At 38.8% G+C, this 23,950-nt stretch carries 17 protein-coding genes; 15 read left to right on the forward strand and 2 right to left on the reverse strand.

Going from position 1 to position 23,950, the window contains the following annotated elements:
* Positions 1–392: 392 nt before the first annotated feature.
* Positions 393–2,399 (reverse strand): NAD-dependent DNA ligase LigA, encoded by a 2,007-nt coding sequence (ligA, locus tag DRF61_RS08165; RefSeq protein ID WP_111955863.1) that lies wholly within the window; start codon positions 2,397–2,399, stop codon positions 393–395.
* 238 nt (positions 2,400–2,637) lie between these two features.
* Here ligA and DRF61_RS08170 point away from each other — a divergent pair, with 238 nt between their 5' ends.
* The 9 genes from DRF61_RS08170 to DRF61_RS08210 all read left to right on the forward strand — a co-directional run bounded on the left by DRF61_RS08170 (position 2,638) and on the right by DRF61_RS08210 (position 17,487).
* Positions 2,638–5,724, forward strand: a complete 3,087-nt coding sequence (locus DRF61_RS08170) for a TonB-dependent receptor (protein WP_111955865.1) — start codon at positions 2,638–2,640, stop codon at positions 5,722–5,724.
* Between the two features lie 60 nt (positions 5,725–5,784).
* On the forward strand, positions 5,785–6,531 hold the full coding sequence (locus DRF61_RS08175; protein ID WP_111955867.1) for a glycerophosphodiester phosphodiesterase family protein: 747 nt from the start codon (positions 5,785–5,787) through the stop codon (positions 6,529–6,531).
* A gap of 331 nt (positions 6,532–6,862) precedes the next feature.
* Positions 6,863–9,835 carry a SusC/RagA family TonB-linked outer membrane protein gene (locus DRF61_RS08180; RefSeq protein ID WP_111955869.1) on the forward strand — a complete coding sequence of 991 codons (2,973 nt, stop codon included), beginning with the start codon at positions 6,863–6,865 and terminating at the stop codon, positions 9,833–9,835.
* Between the two features lie 11 nt (positions 9,836–9,846).
* Positions 9,847–11,292: a SusD/RagB family nutrient-binding outer membrane lipoprotein gene (locus tag DRF61_RS08185; RefSeq protein WP_111955871.1), complete on the forward strand. Its 1,446-nt coding sequence runs from the start codon at positions 9,847–9,849 to the stop codon at positions 11,290–11,292.
* A 119-nt stretch (positions 11,293–11,411) separates the two neighbouring features.
* Positions 11,412–12,977 (forward strand): calcineurin-like phosphoesterase C-terminal domain-containing protein, encoded by a 1,566-nt coding sequence (locus tag DRF61_RS08190; protein ID WP_111955873.1) that lies wholly within the window; start codon positions 11,412–11,414, stop codon positions 12,975–12,977.
* A gap of 383 nt (positions 12,978–13,360) precedes the next feature.
* Complete coding sequence (locus DRF61_RS08195) at positions 13,361–14,074, forward strand: 3-ketoacyl-ACP reductase (RefSeq protein WP_111955875.1); 714 nt, start codon at positions 13,361–13,363, stop codon at positions 14,072–14,074.
* Positions 14,075–14,330: 256 nt separating this feature from the next.
* A complete protein-coding gene (gene prmA, locus DRF61_RS08200; protein ID WP_111955877.1) occupies positions 14,331–15,158 on the forward strand; it encodes a 50S ribosomal protein L11 methyltransferase in 828 nt (275 codons plus the stop codon).
* The gene (locus DRF61_RS08205) at positions 15,158–16,018 is read left to right on the forward strand and encodes an SH3 domain-containing protein (RefSeq protein ID WP_228452502.1); all 861 of its coding nucleotides are present in this window, start codon (positions 15,158–15,160) and stop codon (positions 16,016–16,018) included. The genes prmA and DRF61_RS08205 overlap by 1 nt, the downstream gene beginning before the upstream one ends.
* 380 nt (positions 16,019–16,398) lie before the next feature.
* Entirely contained in the window at positions 16,399–17,487 is a 1,089-nt protein-coding gene (locus tag DRF61_RS08210; protein ID WP_111955881.1) for a fatty acid desaturase family protein, read from the forward strand.
* Between the two features lie 175 nt (positions 17,488–17,662).
* On the opposite strand, the gene DRF61_RS08215 is transcribed toward DRF61_RS08210, so the two are convergent.
* Positions 17,663–18,613 (reverse strand): Dyp-type peroxidase, encoded by a 951-nt coding sequence (locus DRF61_RS08215; protein ID WP_111955883.1) that lies wholly within the window; start codon positions 18,611–18,613, stop codon positions 17,663–17,665.
* 185 nt (positions 18,614–18,798) lie between these two features.
* Between DRF61_RS08215 and DRF61_RS08220 the strand changes: the two genes are divergently transcribed.
* The 6 genes from DRF61_RS08220 to DRF61_RS08245 are packed head-to-tail and all read left to right on the forward strand — an operon-like array spanning position 18,799 to position 23,929.
* Positions 18,799–19,548, forward strand: coding sequence for a sulfite exporter TauE/SafE family protein (locus tag DRF61_RS08220; RefSeq protein ID WP_111955885.1), 750 nt, complete (start codon positions 18,799–18,801; stop codon positions 19,546–19,548).
* Positions 19,549–19,564: 16 nt separating this feature from the next.
* Positions 19,565–19,807: a MoaD/ThiS family protein gene (locus DRF61_RS08225; protein ID WP_111955887.1), complete on the forward strand. Its 243-nt coding sequence runs from the start codon at positions 19,565–19,567 to the stop codon at positions 19,805–19,807.
* 5 nt (positions 19,808–19,812) lie between these two features.
* Complete coding sequence (locus DRF61_RS08230) at positions 19,813–20,229, forward strand: molybdenum cofactor biosynthesis protein MoaE (RefSeq protein WP_111955889.1); 417 nt, start codon at positions 19,813–19,815, stop codon at positions 20,227–20,229.
* 46 nt (positions 20,230–20,275) lie between these two features.
* Positions 20,276–21,151: a formate dehydrogenase accessory sulfurtransferase FdhD gene (gene fdhD / locus DRF61_RS08235; RefSeq protein WP_111955891.1), complete on the forward strand. Its 876-nt coding sequence runs from the start codon at positions 20,276–20,278 to the stop codon at positions 21,149–21,151.
* Complete coding sequence (locus DRF61_RS08240; protein ID WP_111955893.1) at positions 21,148–21,498, forward strand: DUF7009 family protein; 351 nt, start codon at positions 21,148–21,150, stop codon at positions 21,496–21,498. The genes fdhD and DRF61_RS08240 overlap by 4 nt, the downstream gene beginning before the upstream one ends.
* A gap of 28 nt (positions 21,499–21,526) precedes the next feature.
* A complete protein-coding gene (locus DRF61_RS08245; protein WP_111955895.1) occupies positions 21,527–23,929 on the forward strand; it encodes an FdhF/YdeP family oxidoreductase in 2,403 nt (800 codons plus the stop codon).
* Positions 23,930–23,950: the final 21 nt, after the last annotated feature.

Consider the following 23,950-nt stretch of genomic DNA (forward strand, 5'->3'; position numbering starts at 1 on the left):
CTTTTTAATTTTTATTATTTCATATAATGTTTGTTTTGTTTGTTTTTGTTTAAATAATTTATTTAAATATTGTTTTTGTGTTAATTTTTTATTCTGTATAAATATTATGGAATTGTAGAAATATGAGGAAAAATATGGTTATTTAATAAACAGTTATGGCTTTCCGAATAATTTAAATTTTAGCTAAAGCCCGTTCCCATTGAATATATTTGCTACCACTATAAAAATCTGCGTTATCCGAGCCATCTGCGAGAAATATTTTCCATGTTTTATGAATCTGTGTCATCTGTTTAGTCTATAATCACAATTCAATGCTATTAGGCTTGGACTTTCCAAAAAAATAAGCCATTGAAATACAATCTCAATGGCTTATTTATTATTTATTAAAGGTATTACTGTTTCTCTACCAGATCCAGAAATTCCTGTTCATCCAGAATGGTGATGGTACCAATGTCCTGCGCTTTTTTCAGCTTGCTTCCGGCCTTTTCACCTACCACAAGGAAATTGAGGTTTTTAGAAACTGCAGAAATATTCTTTCCGCCGTGTTTTTCCACCATTTCTTCAGCCTGTTCTCTAGTGAACAAAGATAATTTTCCGGTAAAAAGGAAAGTTTTCCCTTCCAGAACATTAGAAAGAACCTCATTCGTACTTTCTCCCTTTTCAAGTTGTACTCCATAAGATTTCAGACGTTCGATCATCAGGATGTTTTCCGGGTTGCTGAAGAATTCCACGATGCTTACTGCAATCTTGGCACCAATGTCTTCCACCTGGCAAAGCTCTTCTACGGTAGCGGCTTTCAGCTCATCAATAGTAGCGAAATTTTTCACCAGTTTTTTGGCAACCGTTTCACCTACATGCTTGATCCCGATTCCGTACAAAACCTTTTCAAATGCAATTTCTTTCGACTTTTCAATCCCTGAAATAATATTCTGTGCAGATTTTTCTGCCATTCTTTCCAACGGAAGGATTTGTTCTTTTGTTAAAGCATAAAAGTCAGCCGGATTTTCGATTAAGCGTTCTCTGTAAAGCTGTTCGATAGTTTCGCTTCCCAGGTTTTCGATATTCAAAGCCTTTCTGGAAACGTAATGGATCATTCTTCCCACTACCTGAGGCGGACAGTGAAGATCATTCGGGCAGAAATGGATGGCCTGGTCTTCTATTTTTACAAGCTCGGTACCACATTCAGGACAGTGCTTGATGTATTCTATTTCTTTGCTTTCTTCGGTTCTTTTTTCAGTATTGACGCCTACAATCTTAGGAATAATTTCGCCGCCTTTTTCCACATAAACAAAATCATGTTCGTGCAGGTCAAGTTTTTTAATAATATCCTCATTGTGGAGAGAAGCTCTTTTTACGATCGTTCCAGCCAGTAAAACAGGTTTCAGATTAGCCACAGGGGTAATCGCACCGGTTCTTCCCACTTGATAAGATACGCTCTGAAGTTGGGTTTCTACCTTTTCGGCTTTAAACTTATAAGCCATAGCCCATCTTGGTGATTTTGCCGTGTAACCAAGCTGTCTCTGCTGTTGCAAAGAATTGACTTTTAAAACAATTCCGTCAATCTCAAAAGGAAGATTATGCCTTTCCGTATCCCAGAAACTGATGAACTCCTTCACCTCATCCATTGTTTTACAGAGCTTTGCCTGCTGTGAAGTTTTAAAGCCCCAGCTTTGAGCCTTCTGAAGCAGTTCCCAGTGACTTTGTGCAGGAACATCCTCAGAAATAAACTGGTAAAGTACCGACGACAGACCGCGTTTTCTTACCTCGCCGCTGTCCTGCATTTTTAAACTTCCGCTGGCAGTATTCCTCGGATTCATGAAAGGATCCAGTCCTTCTTCTTCACGCAGTTTATTGATCTTGTCAAAATTTTTACGGGTCAGATAAATTTCACCTCTCATAAAAAAATGGGCAGGAAAATCACCCTTTAAAGTAAGAGGAATATCTGAAATAGTTCGGACGTTTGCCGTAATTTCGTCTCCTTGGAAACCATCACCGCGCGTTACAGCCTGAACCAGTTTTCCGTTTTCATACAGGATAGAAATAGAAGCGCCGTCATACTTCAGTTCCGCAACAAACTCCACCGGATCATTGATCGTTTTGATAATTCTTTTCTCCCAGTCTTCAAGATCATCGAAATCATAAGAATTATCCAGAGAATACATTCTGAATTTATGCTGAATGGTTGGAAAAACTTTAGTAATACCGCCTCCTACACGAACGGTAGGCGAATTTTCATCATAAAATTCCGGGTGCTTTGCTTCCAGGTCCCGAAGCTCTTCCAGCAGCATATCAAACTCAAAATCAGAGATGGTAGTGGCATCCAGGAGGTAGTAATTTTCATTATGTTGGTGAAGTTCCTTGCGGAGCTGTTCTATTTTTTGCTCTATGTTTTCAGGCATTGCATTCTATCTTTTGAGCAAAAATAGCTAAACTAATTTCATTAAAAAATACCATAATTAAATATTATAGAAATATTAAAAAGCTGTAATATCATTTAAAGTGTTAATAATCATTATTTTAAAACGTTTGTTTAAATTAATTTAACATAATGTTATGATTTAGTTGAAAATTTGTTAAAGCTCCCTTAAACAGATGGTCCGGAAAGTCAAAATACCTTTGCACATCTAATTTGAAGAGATGAGAAAAGTAAAGATTGTACTAGGATTATTGTTTTTGGGATTTGGAACACTGGCTTATGCGCAGACTACGCAGGCTTCTATTGTGGGAAAAGTAACCGGGCTGGGCAGTACTGCTCAGGAAAAAGTGAAAGTAACGATCGTGAACGAGTCTACAGGGTTCAGGACGGAAACGGAGACCAATTCGAAAGGAGAATATATTTTTAAAGAAATTCCTTTGGGTGGGCCTTATACGGTTATTGTGAACGAGGAGAAAAAAGAAGGATATAACGTCAACTTTGGAGATCAGGTGACCGTCAATATGAGCCTGGGCGGCAGCGAAAAGCAGATAGAAGAGGTGATTGTTACCGGAAACCTGAAAAATAAGATCGGAAACCTTGGAGCGGCTACAGCTATTTCAGCAAAGAATATCAGCATGCTGCCGGTAAACGGAAGGAATTTCACTAATCTTACCGAACTGTCCCCGTTAAGCGGAAAAGGAGGGAATCTTTCCGGCCAGCTGGGATCTTCAACCAACTTTACGATTGATGGAATGACGGCTAAAAACCCAACCTCAGCAGGATCCACAACCAGCAGAAGTGGTGCCCCGTTTTCTATTTCTATTGAAGCTGTCCGTGAGTTTAAAATTACCACCAACCAGTACGATGTAACATTGGGAAGAAGTGGTGGTGGAACTGTAAGCGCCGTTACGAAATCCGGGACGAATAAATTTTCTGGAAGTGCCTGGGAATATTTAAGGACAAACTGGTTATCCAGTCCGTATGACATCAGGGGAAACAAAAGAGAAAATGATTTCTCTACTTCCCAGTTCGGATTTTCATTGGGCGGACCGATTATTAAAAATAAACTGCATTTCTTCGTGGCATGGGATCATCAGCTGGATTCAAGACCGTTAATCATTGCGGACATCAAATCTAAAGACGACGAGAAGAGATTTAATACAACAACTGAGACGCTGAACCAGTTCCTTGATATTGCAAGGAAAAAATACGGAGTTGGAAATACTCCACAGTTCGGAAGCTTTGATAAAGTAAGAAATTCTGATGCAGGATTCCTTCGTTTGGATTGGCAGATCAATGAAAAAAACCTATTGACGTTAAGAAATAATTTCACCTACGATCTTAATAAAAACGGATTGGGAGATAATACCGCGATCAACTTCTTTGAATCTTACGGGAATGATAAAAACCTGGATAACAGCTTACTTTTGACTTTGAGAACAAACGTAAAGCCAAATATCACGAATGAATTAAAAGCACAGTATCTATATACTTTCCAGGACAGTTACCAAAACAATGAGTTGGGACATCCGGTTCCGAGAGCTGTTGTGGAAGGAGTTGCCTCCAGTGTTGGATCTACCAATATCCAGATTGGAGGACATCGTTTTGCCCAGGAAGGTTTCCGGAATAATGTATTCCAGATTGTGGATAACTTATACTACAACACAGATAAGATTAAATATACTTTTGGGGCAGATCTGATGTATACCAGATCGAAATCCATCTACGGAAGTGAAGTGAACGGAAGATTCCAGTTCCAGGGAATGACGAATTTTGCCAATCTTACTCCTTACAGGTTCTACAGAGAAGTACCGTTGATGGACGATCCTTCTGTAAAATCCAGTATCTGGAATGCAGGAATATACGGACAGATCCAGACCAAAATAGCAACAGGTCTTGATTTTATGGCCGGATTAAGATTCGATTACGGAGGATACCCGAAAGCTGAATTCAATCAAAAGCTTTTTGACGAAATGGGAATCAGAACGGATAATCAGATCAAGTCTTTTGTTATTCAGCCAAGATTTCAGTTTGACTGGAATATCAACGAAGAGAATAAGGATTTCTTAAAATTTGGTGCCGGAATCTTCTCTTCCGATATCAACAACTATATGGTGATCAATAACCTTGTTTTTGACGGAAAACATTTGGCAACAGTAGATGTGAATCCAGGAACTGTTGGCCTGACTCCTGATTTTCCAGGATATAGAAATGATTACGGAACGGTTCCTTCACTTTCACAGTATCAGATCCCAACAATCAATTATACAGGAGAAGACGCAAAAATTCCAATCGTTTATAAAGCGAATATTTCCTATACACACTTCTTTAATGAAAGATTCAGAGCAGGAATTGCCGGATATATGGCGCTGGGAAGAAACAATTACTTCTATTATGACAGAAACATGATGGCCAATCCATTCTTCACTTTAGCTAATGAAGGGGGAAGAGGAGTATATGTGCCTGCATCTACTATCATCAATAATGATAATAAAAGTGTGAGTATCGACTGGAAAGAAGGAAGAATCAATAAAAAATTCGGAAGAGTGCTTGAGCTTGTAAGCGATGGAAAAGTAAACCAGTTCTCGTTCGTGGTAGATACCAGCTACCGTTACTGGAAAGATGGGGAGATCACTGCAAGTTATACATGGTCCGACATCAAAGATAATACCTCATATAATGGAAATGTGGCGAATTCTGCAACATTATCTACTCCGGTTCAGGGAGATCCGAGAGATTTAAGAATGGGCTATTCTGACAACCAGTTCAGAAACAAGATCGTGGTTTACGGTAACTCACCTACCATTGCAGGCTTTACTTTGGGAGTAAGGTATTCAGGAATCGGAGGAACGCGTTTCTCGGTGACTGCAGGAGGAAACATTAATGGAGATTTCGTGGATTCCAATGATCTTGCCTATATTTTCCCGGAAATTATTACCCAGCCGCTTCTTAATGATCCGGAAGTAGGACAGGCACTGAAAGATTATGTTGAAAAATACAACAATGCCATTGCAGAACGTAACGGAGGTAAAAACGGTTTCTACGGGGTATGGGATGTTCGTGTTGCGAAGAAATTTAAATTTGAAAAGATCGGTGCATTTGAGCTTTCTGTAGATATCTTCAATCTGGCGAACCTTCTTAATAAAGAATGGGGTGTGAATAAATCTTATGGTAATATGTCGTTGTACAGGGTAACCAAATTCAACCAGGCTACAAGGCAGTTTGAATACGTTAAAAATACCAGCGGTTTGGCGCCTCTTTCCGGGAATCCTTACCAGATCCAGATCGGAGCCAAATACAGCTTTTAACATTTAAATAGTACCTTTATCAAACATTTTAAGTTTTTTATTTAATTATCCAATTGTATTATGAAAAAATTTATCTTAGGGTTAGCAGTTTTAAGCACAGTCGTAATGAAGGCACAAACCCAGATTATTGCACACAGAGGCTATTTCCAGGCTCAGCCGCCTACAACGGAAAATTCTATTAAATCTTTAGAAAATGCCCAGAAATTAAAGATATACGGATCGGAATTCGATGTAAGAATGACCAAAGATGGAGTTCTTGTGATCAATCATGACGAACATCATGGTGAAATGGAGATTTCTGAAACCAATTTCAAAGAGCTGGAAGCATTGAAGCTGTCGAATGGCGAAAAGTTTCCAACACTAAAAGATTATCTGAAGCAGGGCAAAAAAGATCCTTCTTTAAAGCTGATCGTTGAGATCAAGCCTGCAAAAACTCCGGAAATAGAAAATGAGATCACTCAAAAAACCCTTAAAATGATCAGGGATATGAAACTGGAAGGGCAGAGTGAATATATTTCTTTCAGCCTGAACATCTGCAAACAGATCAAAAAGCTGGAACCGAAATTCAAGGTTCAGTATCTGAACGGAGAGCTTTCTCCGGAACAGATCAAAAAAGAAGGTCTTGACGGAATGGATTATCATTACAGCATTTTCCAGAAAAATCCAACATGGATTTCTGAGGCGAAAGCATTGGGATTGATCACAAACTCCTGGACAGTAAATGATCCGGCAATTTATCAGGATCTAAAAAATCAGGGAATAGGTTTTGTAACCACTAATATTCCTGATCAGTTAAAGAATAAATAACAGATTTTGGCTTAAAGAATAAAGCCGGATAGTAAATTTTACAGCCTGTTTCATTTTAGAAACAGGCTGTTTTATGTCTGTGTTTGAATGATTTATTGATTGAAAGCAGTATGGTATGTTTATTTTTTCAGAGAAAGACAATAAAGGTATACTAATGAAGATGTAAAACAGTATTAAAAATTATTAATTATTTAAATAACTGAATATCAAATACATGTTTGATGTGTTAAACTTAAGTTCATGATTTGTTTAATAATATTTTAATAAATGTTAAAGTGGCGTTAAAAGCATAGCCATAATGTCGTTTTAATTTTGCGCAAACAAAAAGGATATGCGTAAAGAGACACAAAAACTGCTGGTTTTGTCGCTGTTAGGATTAGTCAGCGTCAATCTGGCGGCTCAGCAGAAAGCGAAAAAAGATACTGTTAAAGGCATTGATGAGGTGGTGGTAACCGCTTTGGGAATCAAAAGGCAGGATAAGTCTTTAGGATACTCTACCCAAACTATTAAATCAGAAGAAATCCTCAAAACCCAGAATAACAACTGGGCCCAGTCACTGGAAGGTAAAGTAGCCGGACTGAAAGTTCAGACCGCAGGGGCAGGGCCATTGGGAACCAGCCGTATCACACTCCGTGGAGACGTTTCGATGAACATGGGAAATAACGGGGCACTAATCGTTGTAGATGGTGTTCCTTTAAGTGACAGAAAAACAGGAACCGGAACTTCGGCATACGGCGCCGGTTCGGGAGGTGACTTACCTATTGATTACGGGGACAGTTTCAACAGCATCAACCCGGAAGATATCGAATCTGTTACCGTTCTGAAAGGTCCAAGTGCATCTGCATTGTACGGTTCCAGAGGTTCCAGGGGAGCTATTATGATCACCACCAAATCCGGTAAAACGAAAAAAGGAAAAATTCAGATCACACTGAACTCCTATACCAGTTTTGACAGCGTCCTTAAATGGCCGGATTATCAGTATGAATATGGACAGGGAACCATGCAGAAAGACAAAGGCGGAAATTATTACTACTCTTACGGAGCTTCCGCAGACGGAGTGAATACCGGATCTACCAGCAGTGCTTTCGGACCGAAATTTGACGGGCAGTATTATTTCCAGTATGATCCTTCAGTAGAGGGACAGAGTAAGGAAAGACAGCTCTGGAGACCCTATAAAAATAACATCAAAGATTTCTGGCAGACAGGAACCACCTATTCAAACAGTTTATCATTAGAACATTCCAATGAAACGACTGCCTTCAGATCATCTCTTTCTTACCTTAAAAATGAATGGATGATGCCGAATACAGGCTTTAACAGATTGAACGCAGCAGTATCTGTTGACCATAAAATGAGCAGTAAACTAAGGGTAGGAACCAAATTGAATTTCAGCCAGACCAAAAGTGATAATCTTCCGGCTACAGGATATAACAACCAGTCGATTTCATACTTTATGATCTTTCAGAATCCAAACGTAGATCTGGCGTGGTACAGACCTATCTGGAAGAGCGGTCAGGAGCAGGTAGATCAGATTCATCCTTTCAGCTCATATATTGATAACCCATATGTTATTGCTTATGAAAACCTCAATTCTACAGATAAAAAGATCATTACCGGAAATATTAACGTAAACTATCAGTTTGCGAAAAATTTTGATGTGGCCTTCAAATCCGGACTGGAATGGAGCAATGAGTTCCGGACACAAAGAAGACCGTGGAGCTCTGCCAATTACCTGAAAGGCTATTACAGGGAGCAGTATATCAGATATTTAGATCTGAATAACGACATTCTATTTACCTATAAAAATAAATTCGGAGACTTTGGTGTAACTGCTTCTGCCGGAGGAAACATAAGGTATTATGAGCAGAGCATGAGTGATTACAGGGCGATAGGGCTTAATAAAGCAGGGGTATACCAGCTGACCAACGCCATCGCACTGGATAATAAGCTTCCGAAGCCTAATGACAACCAGGTGAACAGTATGTATGCACTGGCGAATTTCAGCTATAAAGATCTTGTTTTTGTGGATGTTACGGCCAGGAATGACTGGAGCAGTACGCTTCCTAAACACAACAGATCTTATTTCTACCCGTCGGTGTCATCATCCTTTATCCTGTCTGATATTTTTAAAATGAAATCAGACCAGTTTAATTTCTGGAAACTGAGACTTTCATGGTCAAAAGTAGGAAACGATACCTACAATTACATGTTGGATAAATACTATGAAAACAGCTCGTTTACAGGTTCCGTGGAATCTCCCTTGCTGTATCCCAATCCTGATCTGAAACCTGAAATGATCACCAATATTGAAGGCGGGATGGATTTTACAATCCTTAAAAACAGATTAAGCTATAATATCACAGCTTATCAGAACAATTCCAATAATCAGACTATTGTAATCCCGGTACTGTATGAGGTAGGCTATAACAAAAGGATTATTAATGCCGGTGAGATCAGAAACAGAGGAATTGAAATGACCCTAAATGCTTATCCGGTCAAGAATAAAAACTTCTCTTGGAATGTAAGCGCCAACTGGTCTATGAACAGAAATAAAATCCTTTCCCTTCCTGAAGAATTTCACGGCGAACCTTACACCATTGGAAGTGTAGGCGGCGTGGTGTATTACAATGCTGTAGTAGGCGGTTCGTTGGGAGATATGTACGGTTATGGCCTGATGTATTCTCCGGACGGGCAGGTAATTTACGGAAGCGACGGATTGACAGCAAAGCCTACAGAAATGAAAAAGATAGGAAATGCCTATCCAAAATGGAGAGCAGGTCTTCAAAATGAATTTAAATATAAAAATATTACATTAAGCTTCTCATTTGACGGTCAGTATAAAGGAATTGCCTATTCCCAGTCCCATCACAAAATGTCCGAGCAGGGAAAACTCGAGCATACGCTTTGGGGAAGAGATAATCCGAATGGCCTGATCGTAGGGCAGGGGGTAGTTCAGAACCCGGATGGCAGCTTCTCACCGAACACGAAAGGAGTTCCCGTTCCTACCTATTACGGTGATTATTACAGGAGAGCCAATGTGGAAACAAATTCATTCGATACCTCGTTCATCAAGCTTAGAGATGCCAGAATTTCTTATTCTTTCCCGAAATCAATTGTTGATCCTTTGAAGGTTACGGATATTACCCTTGCCTTATTTGGAAGAAACCTGTGGATGTGGACAAAATTCCCATTGTTTGATCCCGAAGCTGCAACCCTTGATGATTCTACCATTACTCCGGGGATAGAAATGGGGCAGCTGCCTTCTTCAAGAACAGTCGGGATACAGTTAAACGTTAAATTTTAAAAATCAGAACAATGAAAAAACTTATCTATATATCTTCATTTCTCATGCTTTTGGGAACTGCTGTGTCATGTGACAGAAGCCTTGATGAGATCAATAAAGACCAGAGCCGGATCAATAAACCAGTGGCCAGCTCACTGCTGGTTCCCATACAGTATAATATGGCTGCAATAGGCTATAACAGGGCTAATGACTTTACTTTCGACCTTATGCAGGTATCTCTGGACTTCCCAAATGAAGGAAACTCGCTGAGCCGTTACTACATCACTGAAAATACCGGAGCCGGGTTCTGGAATAATTCCTACCGGTGGCTGAAGCAGGTAGATGACCTGAAAAGAGCTGCTGTTGAAGAAGGGGACAAAAACTATGAAGCCATTGCTTTGGTACTGAATGCATGGATCTATTCCAACCTTACCGATACGTATGGTGATGTTCCTTTCTCTGAAGCTTCCAAGCTGGATGAAGGAATTTTACAGCCCAAATTCGACAGACAGAAAGATATTTATGTAAAACTGCTGGATGATCTGAAAACAGCCAATTCCCTTTTTATCACCAATAAAGTGCTTGCAGGAAATGACCTTTTTTACAAAGCTGAATCAGATGCAAACGGAATCACCAACTGGAAAAAGTTCTGTAATTCACTTTCTTTAAGATTGCTGACAAGAATTCTAAGCAAGAATGGTGAAGTGAATGTTCATGCAAGAATCCAGGAGATCATCGGTAACCCTTCTGTATACCCAATTTTTCAAAGCAATGCCGATGGAGCGAAACTTGATATCACGGGAGTTTCCCCTCTGATGCCGCCTATTGCCAGACCCCAGGATTTTACTACCGGAAGAGCTGCTTCCGAATTTTTTGTTACAACGCTGAAAGCAAATAATGATCCGCGTTTGGCGATGTTCTTCTCCCAGGCCAAAGATCTGAACAATGTTAGTATAGGGTACAAAGGAGCACCTTCCGGGTATGCCTTTGGAACCACATTCGATTATCAGCCTTCAAATCTTAATCAGAACCTAGCCAAAGCCCCTCTGAAAATCCTTATGTATCCTTATGCTGAGCTGCAGTTCATATTGTCCGAGCTTGCCTTTAAAGGAATTGTTCAGGGGAGTGCGCAAACTTATTATGAGAATGGAGTAAAAGCAGCGATAGAACAATGGGGAGCAGTAATGCCTGTCAACTACTTCAGCAATCCCAATGTGGCTTATAAGCCTGAAATGGAAAGAATCATGCTTCAGAAATATGTAGCGCTTTTCTTTGTAGACCAGCAGCAGTGGTTTGAAAAAAGAAGAACGGGCTTTCCTGTACTTCCCAATAATGGAGGTCTTCTGAACGGTGGTGCCATGCCTAGTAGGTTAATGTATCCGCCAAACCCTAAAGTTTTGAACACCGCCAATTACCAGGCTGTGATTCAGCAGATGGGTGGAGATGATATCAATGTAAAAATGTGGTGGAATAAATAAGTTAAAAAGAATAAAGAATAAAGAATAAAGAATAAAGAATAAAGAATAAAGAATAAAGAATAAAGAATAAAGAATAAAGAATAAAGAATAAAGAAATGAGTATTAATATAAAATTTTTAATGCCTTGCGTATTGGTTTCGGCAATGGCATTTTCACAGGATTCCGTTTCAGGATATGTGTTTGAAGATAGTAATAAGAACCAGAAGAAAGAAAACCGGGAAAAAGGAATTGAAGGCGTTCCGGTATCCAATGGAGTTCAGGTTGTGCTTACTGATAAAAGCGGTAGGTACAGCTTACCTGTTCAGGAAAACCAAACCATCTTTGTGATCAAACCTTCAGGATATCAGACGGCTCTGAACAGCAATAATCTACCACAGTTTTATTACCATCACAAGCCAGAAGGTTCACCGGCTGATTTTAAATATAAAGGAACAGCGCCAACTGGAGATCTTCCGAAAGAGCTGAACTTCCCGCTTTATAAAAAAGAAGAAAGCAAAAATTTTGATATTCTTGTTTTCGGAGATCCTCAGCCTTACACAGAAAAAGAGCTTGATTATTTTAAAAGAGCTATCGTGAATGAAGTGAAAGGTACTAAGAAAAATGCAGTATTGGGAATCAGTTTAGGAGATTTGGTGGGCGATAATCTGAGCCTTCAGAAACCTTACGCGGATGTAATGAAAGAGATTGGTCTTCCATGGTACAATGTGATGGGAAATCATGATATGAACTACGACGCCAAAGAAGATCAATTTTCAGATGAAACCTTTGAAAATAATTTTGGTCCGGCTAATTATTCCTTCAATTACGGAAATGTACACTTTATTATTTTAGATGATATTCTATATCCCGATCCGAGGGACGGAAAAGGCTATTGGGGCGGATTCCGTGAGGACCAGCTGAAATTTATTGAAAACGATCTGAAACTGGTTGATAAAAACAAACTGATCGTTGTTTCTTTCCATATTCCTTTAGAGCATAAAAACGAAGATAATTTCAGAAACTCAGACCGCCAGAAATTATTTGATTACCTGACTCCTTTTCAAAATGCTTTGATTTTATCGGCTCACACACACATTCAGCAACAGATTTTCTACGGAAAACAAGTCGGCTGGAACGGTTCAAAAGACCTTCATGAATACAATGTGGGAACTACCTGCGGCGACTGGTGGTCAGGAACGTCTGATGAGATAGGACTGCCTACTTCAACCATGAGAGACGGAACTGCAAAAGGATATTCGTTCATTAGCTTTAATGATAATCAGTATAAAGTTAAATATAAAACAGCCGGAAAACCGGAGGACTATCAGATCAAATTGTATGTTCCGAAAGTGATTCCTTACCCGTCAAAAACTTCAGCAAAGATCCTTGCCAACTTTTTCATGGGAAGCAAAAAGGACAAAGTAGAATACAGGATAGACAATGGAGCCTGGGAAGAAATGGATTATGACGAAACAGTAGATCCGAATTTTGCCCTTTCCGTATTTAAATGGGATTCTACACAGAATTTATTCCCCGGAAGAAGACCATCCAACCCTGAAATGTCAAAACATATCTGGACTGCAGGTTTTCCTAAGAAGCTTGCGTTAGGAAAACATAAACTTGAAGTGAAAGCTGCAGATATGTACGGAAATCAGTTTACCGTTTCCGAAGAATTCGAGGTACAGAACCCTGTTCTTATTCCATAGTTTTTCATTTTTTACTATACTTTCAACAGAAACCGGTTTATGATTAAGCCGGTTTTGTTTTTTTGGAGGTAATTTGTAATGATTATGGCATGAACCACCCCATCAAAAATTCTTTGAATTTTCACCACCCCTCCATGAGAGGGAAATTTTGATCCGATGAATTTTTTGTTGGTAAAGATCTCCGGTTTCTTAGAACTTAAGTGAACTTTTTATCTTTAAAGCATTAAACTTTAAACATTAAACTTTAAAATAACTTAAGTATTCAAAATCTTTGTCCCTTTGTATAAAAATCAGAGGTTACTATTAAAATTCGGTTAAATCCGGATTCTATCGGTCCTTTAAAAATGTTCTTTCGTAAATTTGTCTGACGAAACAATAATATTATGAATATAAGCGGAAAAAATGCCATCGTAACTGGTGGTGGAAGAGGATTGGGAAAAGCGGTTGCTTTAGCTTTGGCTAAGGAAGGAGTGAATGTTGCTGTTACTGGTAGAAATGCAGAAAATCTTAAAAGTACGGCTGAAGAAATTAAAGCGCTTGGTGTAAACTCAGCCTATGCTGTTTTCAGTATTGATAACGAATCTGAAGTGAAAACCGGAATCGAATCCCTTGCAAAACAGCTGGGAAGCGTAGATATTCTGATTAATAATGCCGGAATCGGGGATTTTGGAAGCATTGAAGATATGCCTTCCGAAACATGGGAACAGGTCATTAAAACCAATCTGTTTGGAGTGTACTATGCTGCCAAGGCGGTGTATCCGTTCTTAAAAGCAAATGGTGAGGGAGATATTGTCAATGTGGCTTCTACAGCAGGTTTGAAAGGCGGTCCGAATATGTCAGCTTATGCAGCATCCAAAGCAGCGGTAGTTTCCTTGTCACAATCGATGATGGCAGAATGGAGAAAGCAGAACATTCGTGTGATCACTTTAACGCCGAGCACTATTGCTTCCGATATGAGTATTCAGGGGGGACTAACAGACGGAAATCCTGATAAAGTACTTCAGCCGGAAGACTTTGCAGAATGGGTAAGAGATATTTTGAAAATGAACAGAAGAGCATTGATTGCTAACGGTTCTATTTTTTCTACAAATCCATAGATTGATTATAAGTTGCGGAATTGGGGTTTGTGTGATGTACAAGGAACTAACTCATGTGTAAAATATTCAATAGGAGCGGGCTTTAGCCCGCTTTCTCTTTTTAATAATCTCATCCGGCTTTAGCCAAAATATAAAAACTCTTACTAGCCTTTGCCATAAAAGAAAGACATTATTCTCAAAATATACAAGACTCATGGCACTTCAATTTTTTTAACAATAATAACATCCTTATTTTTGCACTAAATTATTCACTCACATGCAAAATTATTTAGAATTCAATTTCAGGATTTCTCCATTGCAGCCATGGAACGAGATATTAATGGCGGAGCTTATCGAAATAGGTTTTGACAGCTTTACGGAAGAAATCGACGGAATTTTAGGATATATCCAGAAAGAACAGTTTAAAGAAGAAGATCTTAAAGCACTTCCGCTTTTTGAAAATGAAAATGTACAGATCACTTATTCTTTCGAAGAAATGCCCAATATCAACTGGAATGAAGAATGGGAAAAGAATTTTTCGCCGATCAATATTGATGATAAAGTGCTCATCAGAGCAGAATTCCATGAATCTGTCCCGGGAATGCATGAAATCATTATTCAGCCTAAGATGTCTTTCGGAACAGGGCATCATCCTACAACGCATCTGATGATTCAGCAGATGATGGATATTGATTTCAATGGTAAAAAAGTGCTTGATATGGGATGTGGAACCTCGGTTTTGGCAATTTATGCAAAGCAGATAGGTGCAGGGCATACAAAAGCGATTGATATAGACGAATGGTCTGTGGAAAACTCAAAAGAAAATGCTGCCAGAAACGGGGTTGAACTTGATATTGAACTGGGAACCGCAGAAAATTTAGGAAAAGAAAACTTTGATATCATTCTGGCTAATATCAATAGAAATATCCTGATCTCCGATATTCCTACCTATGTTTCTGTTATGAATGAAGGGGGAAAACTGCTGCTTTCCGGACTGTGCTTCTTTGACGTGGATGATATCCTGGAAGTATGCAAAGAAAGCGGACTGGAACTTAAAAAGAAACTTCAGCGTGAAGAATGGGTAAGCCTTTTGCTGGAAAAATAATGAAACACAATAGTCATATGAAATCTTTATTGACGGTTTTATGCCTGCTGTTCCTGCAGTTTTTTTCTGCACAGGAAGAAAATGGCGTTTATCCTGACGGAGTTTTCAGCTTTGAAGAAAACAAACCCCAGAAAATTTTTACAGACTGGACCAGAGTAAGAAAAGAACCGGATGTAAAAGCTGAAGTAACTGATTCTCTGCAAACCAACCAGCAGGTGCTGATCCTTAAAAAAGAAGAAGCAATACTTAAGTTAGGCGAAAGAGGGGCTAATTGGTACAAAGTTTCTTATCAGAAAGGAGATTTGGTTTCGGAAGGGTATGTCTGGGGAGGTAATCTTTCCGTTGGTTACCGCAATAAGAACGGCTACGATTTCCTTTTTGGACTTTCAAAAACGGTAGACCGGAAAAATAAAGAATATAATGAAACTGTAAAGCAAAACATTGCCGGGATAAAAGTCATCGAAGGAACCAATTTAGTTGATGAGGTGTACTTCGACACCGGAAGAGGAGAGGAACTAAGCTATGCTACATTTACCATTGAAAGCGGACATAAGCTGCAGAATGTGGAACTCACCCTTAAAGCTATGGTTTCCGGTGAAGCCTGCGGAATTGCAAGCTATACTCAGTATGTTCTTTTTAAAGACAAAAAACTGGTTCCACTGCCACAACTGATGAATGTAGGGGATGCCGATGTATACTACCATTCCGAAGAATTTGTATTTCCCAATGATAAAGGCGGAATTCCCAATGCATTTATCTTTAAAACAGAGGAAATGGAAAGAGATGACAAAGACAGAGAAAAGAAAAAACATTCTTCCAAAACGTATCTCTGGAACGGAAATTCTTATAAACTTAAATAAAATTCAAAACTAAAAATAAAGCAGCTGCCGTATAAATTACGGTGGCTTTTGTATATCCTTTAGCGAATAATAGAATCTGTTTTATTAAAATACAAAAGACTTAACATTTTTTGCAGGGTCTTTCTCAGTGAGCCTGAATCATTTTAAATTGCATTGTGTTGGCTTTAATGATTTAAGTTAGAAATCTTTCTAAATCATTCAGATGGATGAGGCATGGACAAATAAATGTACCTTTAATTAAAATATAATAAATTAACAATTAATACGTTATATATGTAAACAATCCGGTAACGTGCCGGAAAGCTTAATACGCTCCTCATTCCAACACCCGATTTAGCACATCTGTTTGTTCGCGTTAGGTAGATCAAACAAGATATCTTATGTCACAAAAAGTAAAATTCTCATCAGTTTCTGGTTCTCATTTTTATGCAACTCTTAGGAGCAGAGTAGATCAATTTTTCAGTCAGCATCAATTAAGTCAACATGCCAATGGCCATATGTGGGGCAAAACTGTATTTTTCCTTACAGGGTTTATTGGAATTTACCTTGTAATTATTTCAGGCCTGCTTCCGACCTGGATGCTCTTGCCACTTGCAGTGGTTCTGGGTATGTTTAGTGCCTTTGTAGGCTTCAATGTATGCCACGATGCTATACATGGTGCACTTTCCGGTAATAAAAAAGTGAATAAACTGTTCGGGTTTATTTTTAATCTGATCGGCGCCAATCCATACGTTTGGAGTATCACTCACAATGTGGTTCACCACACCTATACCAATATCCCCGGACATGATGAGGACATTAAAGTCGCGCCGGGATTGATCCGGATTGCTGAGGAAGACGAAGTGAATCGTATTCAACGGTACCAGCATTGGTATGCCTTTCCGCTTTACAGCTTAGCTTCCCTGTCATGGGTGTTCCGTAAGGATTTTGTAAAGTTTTTCCAGAAAAAAATTGGGGCACATCAGAATAAGCACCCTAAGCTGGAATATTTCAATTTGTTTTTCTATAAAGCGCTTTATTACTTCCTTTTTATCATATTGCCGCTATTGGTACTGGATGTGAGCTGGTGGCAGTTTCTGATCGGTTTTCTGTTCTTACATATTGCCGAAGGCTTGACGATGGGACTGGTATTTCAGCTGGCCCACGTTGTTGAGGGTACCAATTTCCCTGTGCCTAACGAAACCGGGCAGATAGAAGAAGCCTGGGCGGAGCACCAGATGCGTACAACTGCAAATTTTGCAACGCACAATAAGCTCGCGGCATTTTTCCTTGGCGGACTAAACAGGCAGATAGAGCACCATCTGTTTCCTAAAGTCTGCCACATACATTATGGGAAGATCTCTGTTATTGTGAAGAAGACAGCGATGGAGTTCAACTTGCCTTACATTGAAAATAAGAGCTTTTTATCGGCACTGTACTCGCATTTTCTAACACTGAAAAAATTTGGCAAAGAGGCAGCCGTTAATTAACCAAATAGGGTAGCTAGCCTTTGTGTCCCCGAACTCTTTGGCTACTGATCTTAATCGGATTTTACAGGTATTTTGTTGATTTATAATATTTTATAATTTATTAAATGTATTTTTGATTGTTAAACTTATATTTATACATACCTTCATTATATTCTAATATTATGGTTTTATAAATTTATCCTGAAAATTCATCAAGCATGTCTAAACTTGGAACAAAAAATAATGTTCCTGTTTGTGCAGTACTGAAATCAAGAATTCGGTCATAATTTCCCGGCGGGTTACCGATGAACATATTGGTCAACATTTTTTCAACCGTGCTGAATGTACTTGCATAGCAGATAAAATAAGTTCCCATTTCATTAGTTGCTACGTTTCCGAAAGGCATGTTATCACGCACAACTTTAAAGTCATCACCAATATTAGCCAATGCGATATGTGAATTTTTAGGTTTTACATCATCATCCATTTCAATATCAAGGTCTTTGGATCTGCCTATTACTTTTTCCTGTTCTTCCACGGAAAGCGATTTCCAGGCATTAAGATTGTGGATGTATTTCTGTACAAAAAGATAGCTTCCTCCTTCATATTGTAAATCAGAATCATCAATGATGGCAAAATGATCCCGGTCTTTGCCGTGTGGGTTTTCAGTACCGTCAACAAAGCCTAAAATAGATCTGCTATCCCAATAACGGAATCCTTGCACCTCAACTACACAATCTGCTATTTCCTTCATATATCCGGAAATTATAGAAGCCATATCATAAGCAAAGCTTTTTTCATCGGCCCGGATGTGAAAATGCAAATCTCCTTTTGTACTTACTGCCGTATGTTTACTGCCTTTTATTTCCTGGAATTTCTTAAATTCTTTAGGCAGTGGTTGAGGCAATTCAAGTTGTTGCCATGCTTCATATCCAATCCCCATTACACAGCTGGCTTTGGAATCCGGAAAACGGTCAAGTGCCGAATTATTCAAATTAATTACCAAAGCACAAACTCTTTGGAAAACTGATTTGATCTTATCGGGATCAACGTTGTCCTTAAAATTCCATATTAAAAAATAGGTGTTATTATTCGGATAATCTGTAACATTCTGAGCATTATAATCAGTAGAAAAAGTATTATTCATTGAGATGGGTATATTGGTTTTTATTTATCAAATTTAATAAATGCTGTTGGGATAATGAGGTTGGTTTTATAAAATAAACAATTCAGAATATTCTTCTCACAAATTACGGTAGAAACTTTTTATTATACCTTCGTATGACGCCCTAAAAATGAGTATTATTGTAAGAAAATTAATTCTCAAAATATATGGGGCATTGGGAAATCTTTTTGTTTTTTTTAATCATCGCTTTCATTTATTCTTCCGTGGGATTTGGTGGAGGATCCAGTTACCTTGCTGTTCTGGCAATGTATAGTCTTCCTTATCAGGAAATACGGTTAACAGCGCTTATCTGTAATGTTATTGTGGTAATAGGAGGCGTATTTATTTATATCAAAAATAAACAGACTGACTGGAAGAAAATACTTCCGCTTACGATTATAAGTGTTCCTATGGCGTATCTGGGAGCTGTTTTAAAAATAAGCCAGGAAACTTTTTTCCTGATCTTAGGCATTACTTTAATCATTGCTGCATTGTTGCTTTGGATCAAGACAGAAACAAAAAATGGCGAAAACCCCTCAGAATATACAGAAACCTCTCTGTTCAAAAACGGATTTTTAGGAGGGGGAATCGGGTTTTTGTCAGGATTGGTGGGAATTGGCGGCGGAATTTTTCTTTCCCCTCTATTAAACCTCATGAAATGGGATACCCCACGAAAAGTTGCAGCAGCATCAAGTGTTTTCATATTGGTAAATTCAGTATCAGGGATTTTCGGACAATTATCCAAATTATCTGCAGACATGGATTATTTCAGAATTCTGAGTTTGTGTTTTGCCGTATTCATTGGCGGACAGATAGGTTCCAGGATGTCCCTGAAATGGAATCCCTTGGTCATCAAAAGAATGACAGCTGTCCTGGTTTTGGTAGCCGGGATAAATGTTTTAATAAAATATTGGTAATAAGCTAAATTTAAAAATGATACTTAAAATATTAGCATTCGGAATAACGAAAGATATTTTCGGAGCATCAGAAAAAGAAATAGAAATAAATGAAGGTGCAAATGTTAATGCGCTAAAAGAGCTTCTGGAAAAAGATTTTCCTGAACTGAAAAAACTGAAATCTTATTTTATTGCCGTTGATGATGAATATGCAGAAGACCATCAGGAATTAACGGTTTCTAACGAAATAGCAATAATTCCACCGGTGAGTGGTGGATAACAGATATGGTTGATATTAAAATAACAGAAAATATACTGGATCTTACGGATTGCTTTAGCCTTGCATCCGATCCTGCATGCGGAGGAATGGCATCATTCGTAGGAACAGTACGAAATCACACCAAAGGTAAATCTGTTACCCGCTTGGAATATGAATGCTATGAATCTATGGCAATTAAGGAAATACAGAAAATAGTGGGTAAAGCCATTTCTTTATTTTCGGTAAAAAATATTGTAGTTCATCACCGTACCGGAATTTTATTTCCAGGCGATGCTGCAGTGATCATCGTGGTGAGTGACGGGCATAGAAATGCTGTTTTTGATGCGTGCAGCTATATGATCGAAAATATTAAAAAAACCGTTCCCATCTGGAAAAAAGAAATTTTTGAAGATGGAGAAGAATGGGTTTCCGCACATCCGTAATTTGAGGAACAAAATTTTGTACCTTTATTAAACCAGTTATTAAATTATGAAAGCCCATCTGCTATCAAATAAGTCAGTAAAACAGATAGAAATCGTCAAAGTTAAGGACAACAGCAGTTTTCCTTATACGGATGATGTTTCTGTAGAAGAACCTTTGGAAATCAGGGTTGTTTATCATTTAGCAGATAAAAAAGAGTCCAGAAATATATCTGTAACGATGCGGACTCCCGGAAATGATACAGAGCTTGCTGTAGGTTTTTTGTTTACAGAAGGAATTATTTCCAGCCGTCAACAGGTTAAAAGCACCTATTTTCCGGAAGCAGAATGTTCCAGAAACAGTGAAAATATTGTCATTGTTGAGCTTACAGAAGGTTGTATTCCCGAGCTTATGAAAGCCGACAGAAATTTTTATACCACTTCCAGCTGTGGTGTATGTGGAAAAGGTTCCATAGAATCCATAAGAACAGTAAGCACTTTCCATAATCATACAAAACAAAACACAGAAGTTTCCCTGGAAACTCTGTATCAACTATCCGAAAAGCTGCAGTCGTTTCAGAATAATTTCAGTGCTACAGGCGGTATACACGCTTCCGGCATTTTTGACCTGAAAGGCAATCTTTTGGCACTGCGTGAAGATGTAGGAAGGCATAATGCACTGGACAAACTCATAGGATATGCATTATCAGCAGATTTACTTCCTCTCGACGATAAAATTTTGGTTCTAAGCGGAAGAGCCAGTTTCGAGCTCATCCAGAAAGCAGCAATGGCAGGAATTACGATTGTTGCAGCAATAGGAGCGCCATCTAGCCTTGCAGTAGATCTGGCAAAAGAATTTGATATCACTTTATTAGGCTTTCTCCGGGATAATAGGTTTAATATTTACCATTCAGGCAGCCATTTTAAAATTGAAAATTTGTTATGAAAATAAGAATTAAAGACAACTCAATACGATTCCGTTTGACCCAGTCTGAAGTTGCAGAATTAGGACAAAACGGAGTCATCTCAAGCTTTACGGAATTTGTAGACCGTCCGTTTATTTATGCTATTGAAAGAACGGAGGACGAAGAACTTTCAGCCGCTTTCATCGAAAACAGAATTGTACTGAAAATGCCTAAGGATATGATAAATGAGTGGATTTCCACAGACAGAGTTGGCTTTGACGGACAAGCCGGATTGGTGAAGATTTTAATAGAAAAGGATTTTGTATGCATTGATAATACGTTGGAAGACCAAAGCGACAATTATCCCAACCCGAATATAAAATGCTAATTTTTTCATTTTTTAAAATTTAGAAATCATGGAAAACAAAGATTCATTCGATAAAATAAAAGAGGGTAGTAGATTACCTTCTGCAGAACCTCCATATAAGTTGCTGGATTTGAAATTGAAACCGCCAAAAGCTTGGGCAGCTGGTGTTCCTGCTGTTATCCATTCATTGGACCAGTTGGTTCTCAATGCCTCGGTTCTTCGTGGAGGAAGAGCTCTTTTCAGTATGAATCAGTTTGATGGTTTCGATTGCCCAAGCTGTGCGTGGCCTGACCCGGATGATGAGCGTTCAAGATTAGGAGAATATTGTGAAAACGGTGCAAAAGCTCTGGCGGAAGAAGCTACCTCAAAAAAGATCGGTGCAGAGTTTTTCAGAGAAAATTCGGTTTATGATTTAGCAAAACTGACGGATTTTGAAATCAGCCAGTTAGGAAGAATCGTGGAGCCAATGTATTTACCGAAAGGAGGAACCCATTATCAGCCGATAAGTTGGGATAATGCCTTTACAAAAATTTCCGAAAAATTAAACGCTTTGAATTCGCCTAACGAAGCCATATTTTATACTTCAGGAAGAACCAGCAACGAAGCAACCTGGGTATATCAGTTGTTCGCCCGTGAATTCGGAACCAACAATTTCCCGGACTGCTCCAATATGTGCCACGAGACTTCCGGTTATGCGCTTTCAAGAAGCATAGGTATCGGAAAAGGAACCGTAAAGCTGGAAGACTTTTATGATACAGACCTCATCATTATCATTGGTCAGAATCCGGGAACCAATTCGCCGAGAATGCTTTCCGCATTAACTAAAGGAAAGAAAAACGGAGTAAAAATTATGGCAATCAATCCGCTTCCTGAAGCCGGACTGAAAGGTTTCAGGAATCCACAGGAAGTTCGTGCTTTGCTCAATAAGCCTTATGAATTGTCGGATTTATATCTTCCTGTAAAAATTAACGGAGATATGGCACTTTTAAAGGCACTTCAAATTCTGGTATTGGAAGAAGAGGCTAAAAATCCGGGAAAAGTTCTTGACCACGATTTTATCATTAATAAAACTGCGGGCTTCAATGAATTGGTTGAAGAATTAAAATTGTATGACCTCAATTTTTTATCCGAGGAATGTGGAATTCCGATTGAAAATCTAAGGGAAGCCTCACAAATGATTGCCTCAAAAAAACGCATTATCATTTGTTGGGGAATGGGAATCACGCAGCAGCACAACGGAGTGGAAATGATTTATAATATCGTGAACCTCCTGCTGATGAAAGGAAGCATAGGAATCCAGGGAGGAGGAGCCTGTCCTGTTCGAGGTCACAGTAATGTACAGGGAAACAGAACGCTGCTTATTAACCACCATCCTACGACTGAACAACTGGACAGATTACAGGAATATTATGGCTTTAAAGTTCCGAGAGAAGGCGGTTATGATGTTGTGAATGCCCTGAAAGCGATGCACGAAGAAAAGGTAAAATTTATGTTCTGCATGGGAGGTAATTTCCTTTCTGCAGCACCGGATACAACCTTTACGGCAGAAGCAATGCGGAAGCTGGAAATGTCTGTAATCGTTTCTATAAAATTAAACAGAAATCATCTTATCCATGGGAAAGAAGCTCTTATTTTGCCGGTAATTTCCAGGAGTGAGAAAGATATGGTCAATGGAGAACTTCAGCACGTAAGTACAGAAAATTCAATGGGTGTTGTGGAATGGTCAAGAGGTGTTCTGGAGCCGATTTCTGAAAATCTGATCAATGAAACACACGTCGCCTGCAGAATGGCAAAAGCAGTTTTAGGTGAACGTTCTGTTGTAGATTGGGACAAATTTATCAACAGTTATGATGCCGTTCGTAATGATATCGAACAATGTATTCCCGGATTTGAAAACTATAACGAAAGGGTTGTTCAGAAAGGCGGTTTTTATCTTCCGAATGGACCAAGGGATGGTATTTTCAACAGTGAATTTTCCCCGGGAAAAGCTGCATTCAATATAACCGCCGTACCAGATAATTCTCTTGCAGATGATGAATACCTGATGGGAACCACCAGAACACACGATCAGTTCAATACAGTTGTGTATGGTCTGAATGACCGTTACCGTGGGATTTTCAATGAAAGAAGAGTTGTCATGATGAATGAAAAAGATATAGAGAAAGCCGGTCTCAAAGAAGGTGACCACGTAGACCTTTTCAATTATGATGACGGAATTGAAAGAATTGCTCCTCTTTTTATTGTTGTAAAATATCCAATTCCTCAGAAAAGTACAATGACCTATTTTCCGGAAACCAATGTATTGGTATCCATCAATAATGTGGTTAATGGAGCTAATATGCCTGCTTCAAAATATGTCCGTATCAAAATCCGAAAGCATAGTCCCGAAATCTTTAAAAGGATTGATGATCATGTAATTGCTGCAGCCGGAACAAGCCTCGAACAACCATAAAACATATTACTTAAGTAAATT

Origin of the sequence: Chryseobacterium lathyri, assembly GCF_003290185.1 — a bacterium.
Lineage (GTDB): Bacteria > Bacteroidota > Bacteroidia > Flavobacteriales > Weeksellaceae > Chryseobacterium > Chryseobacterium lathyri.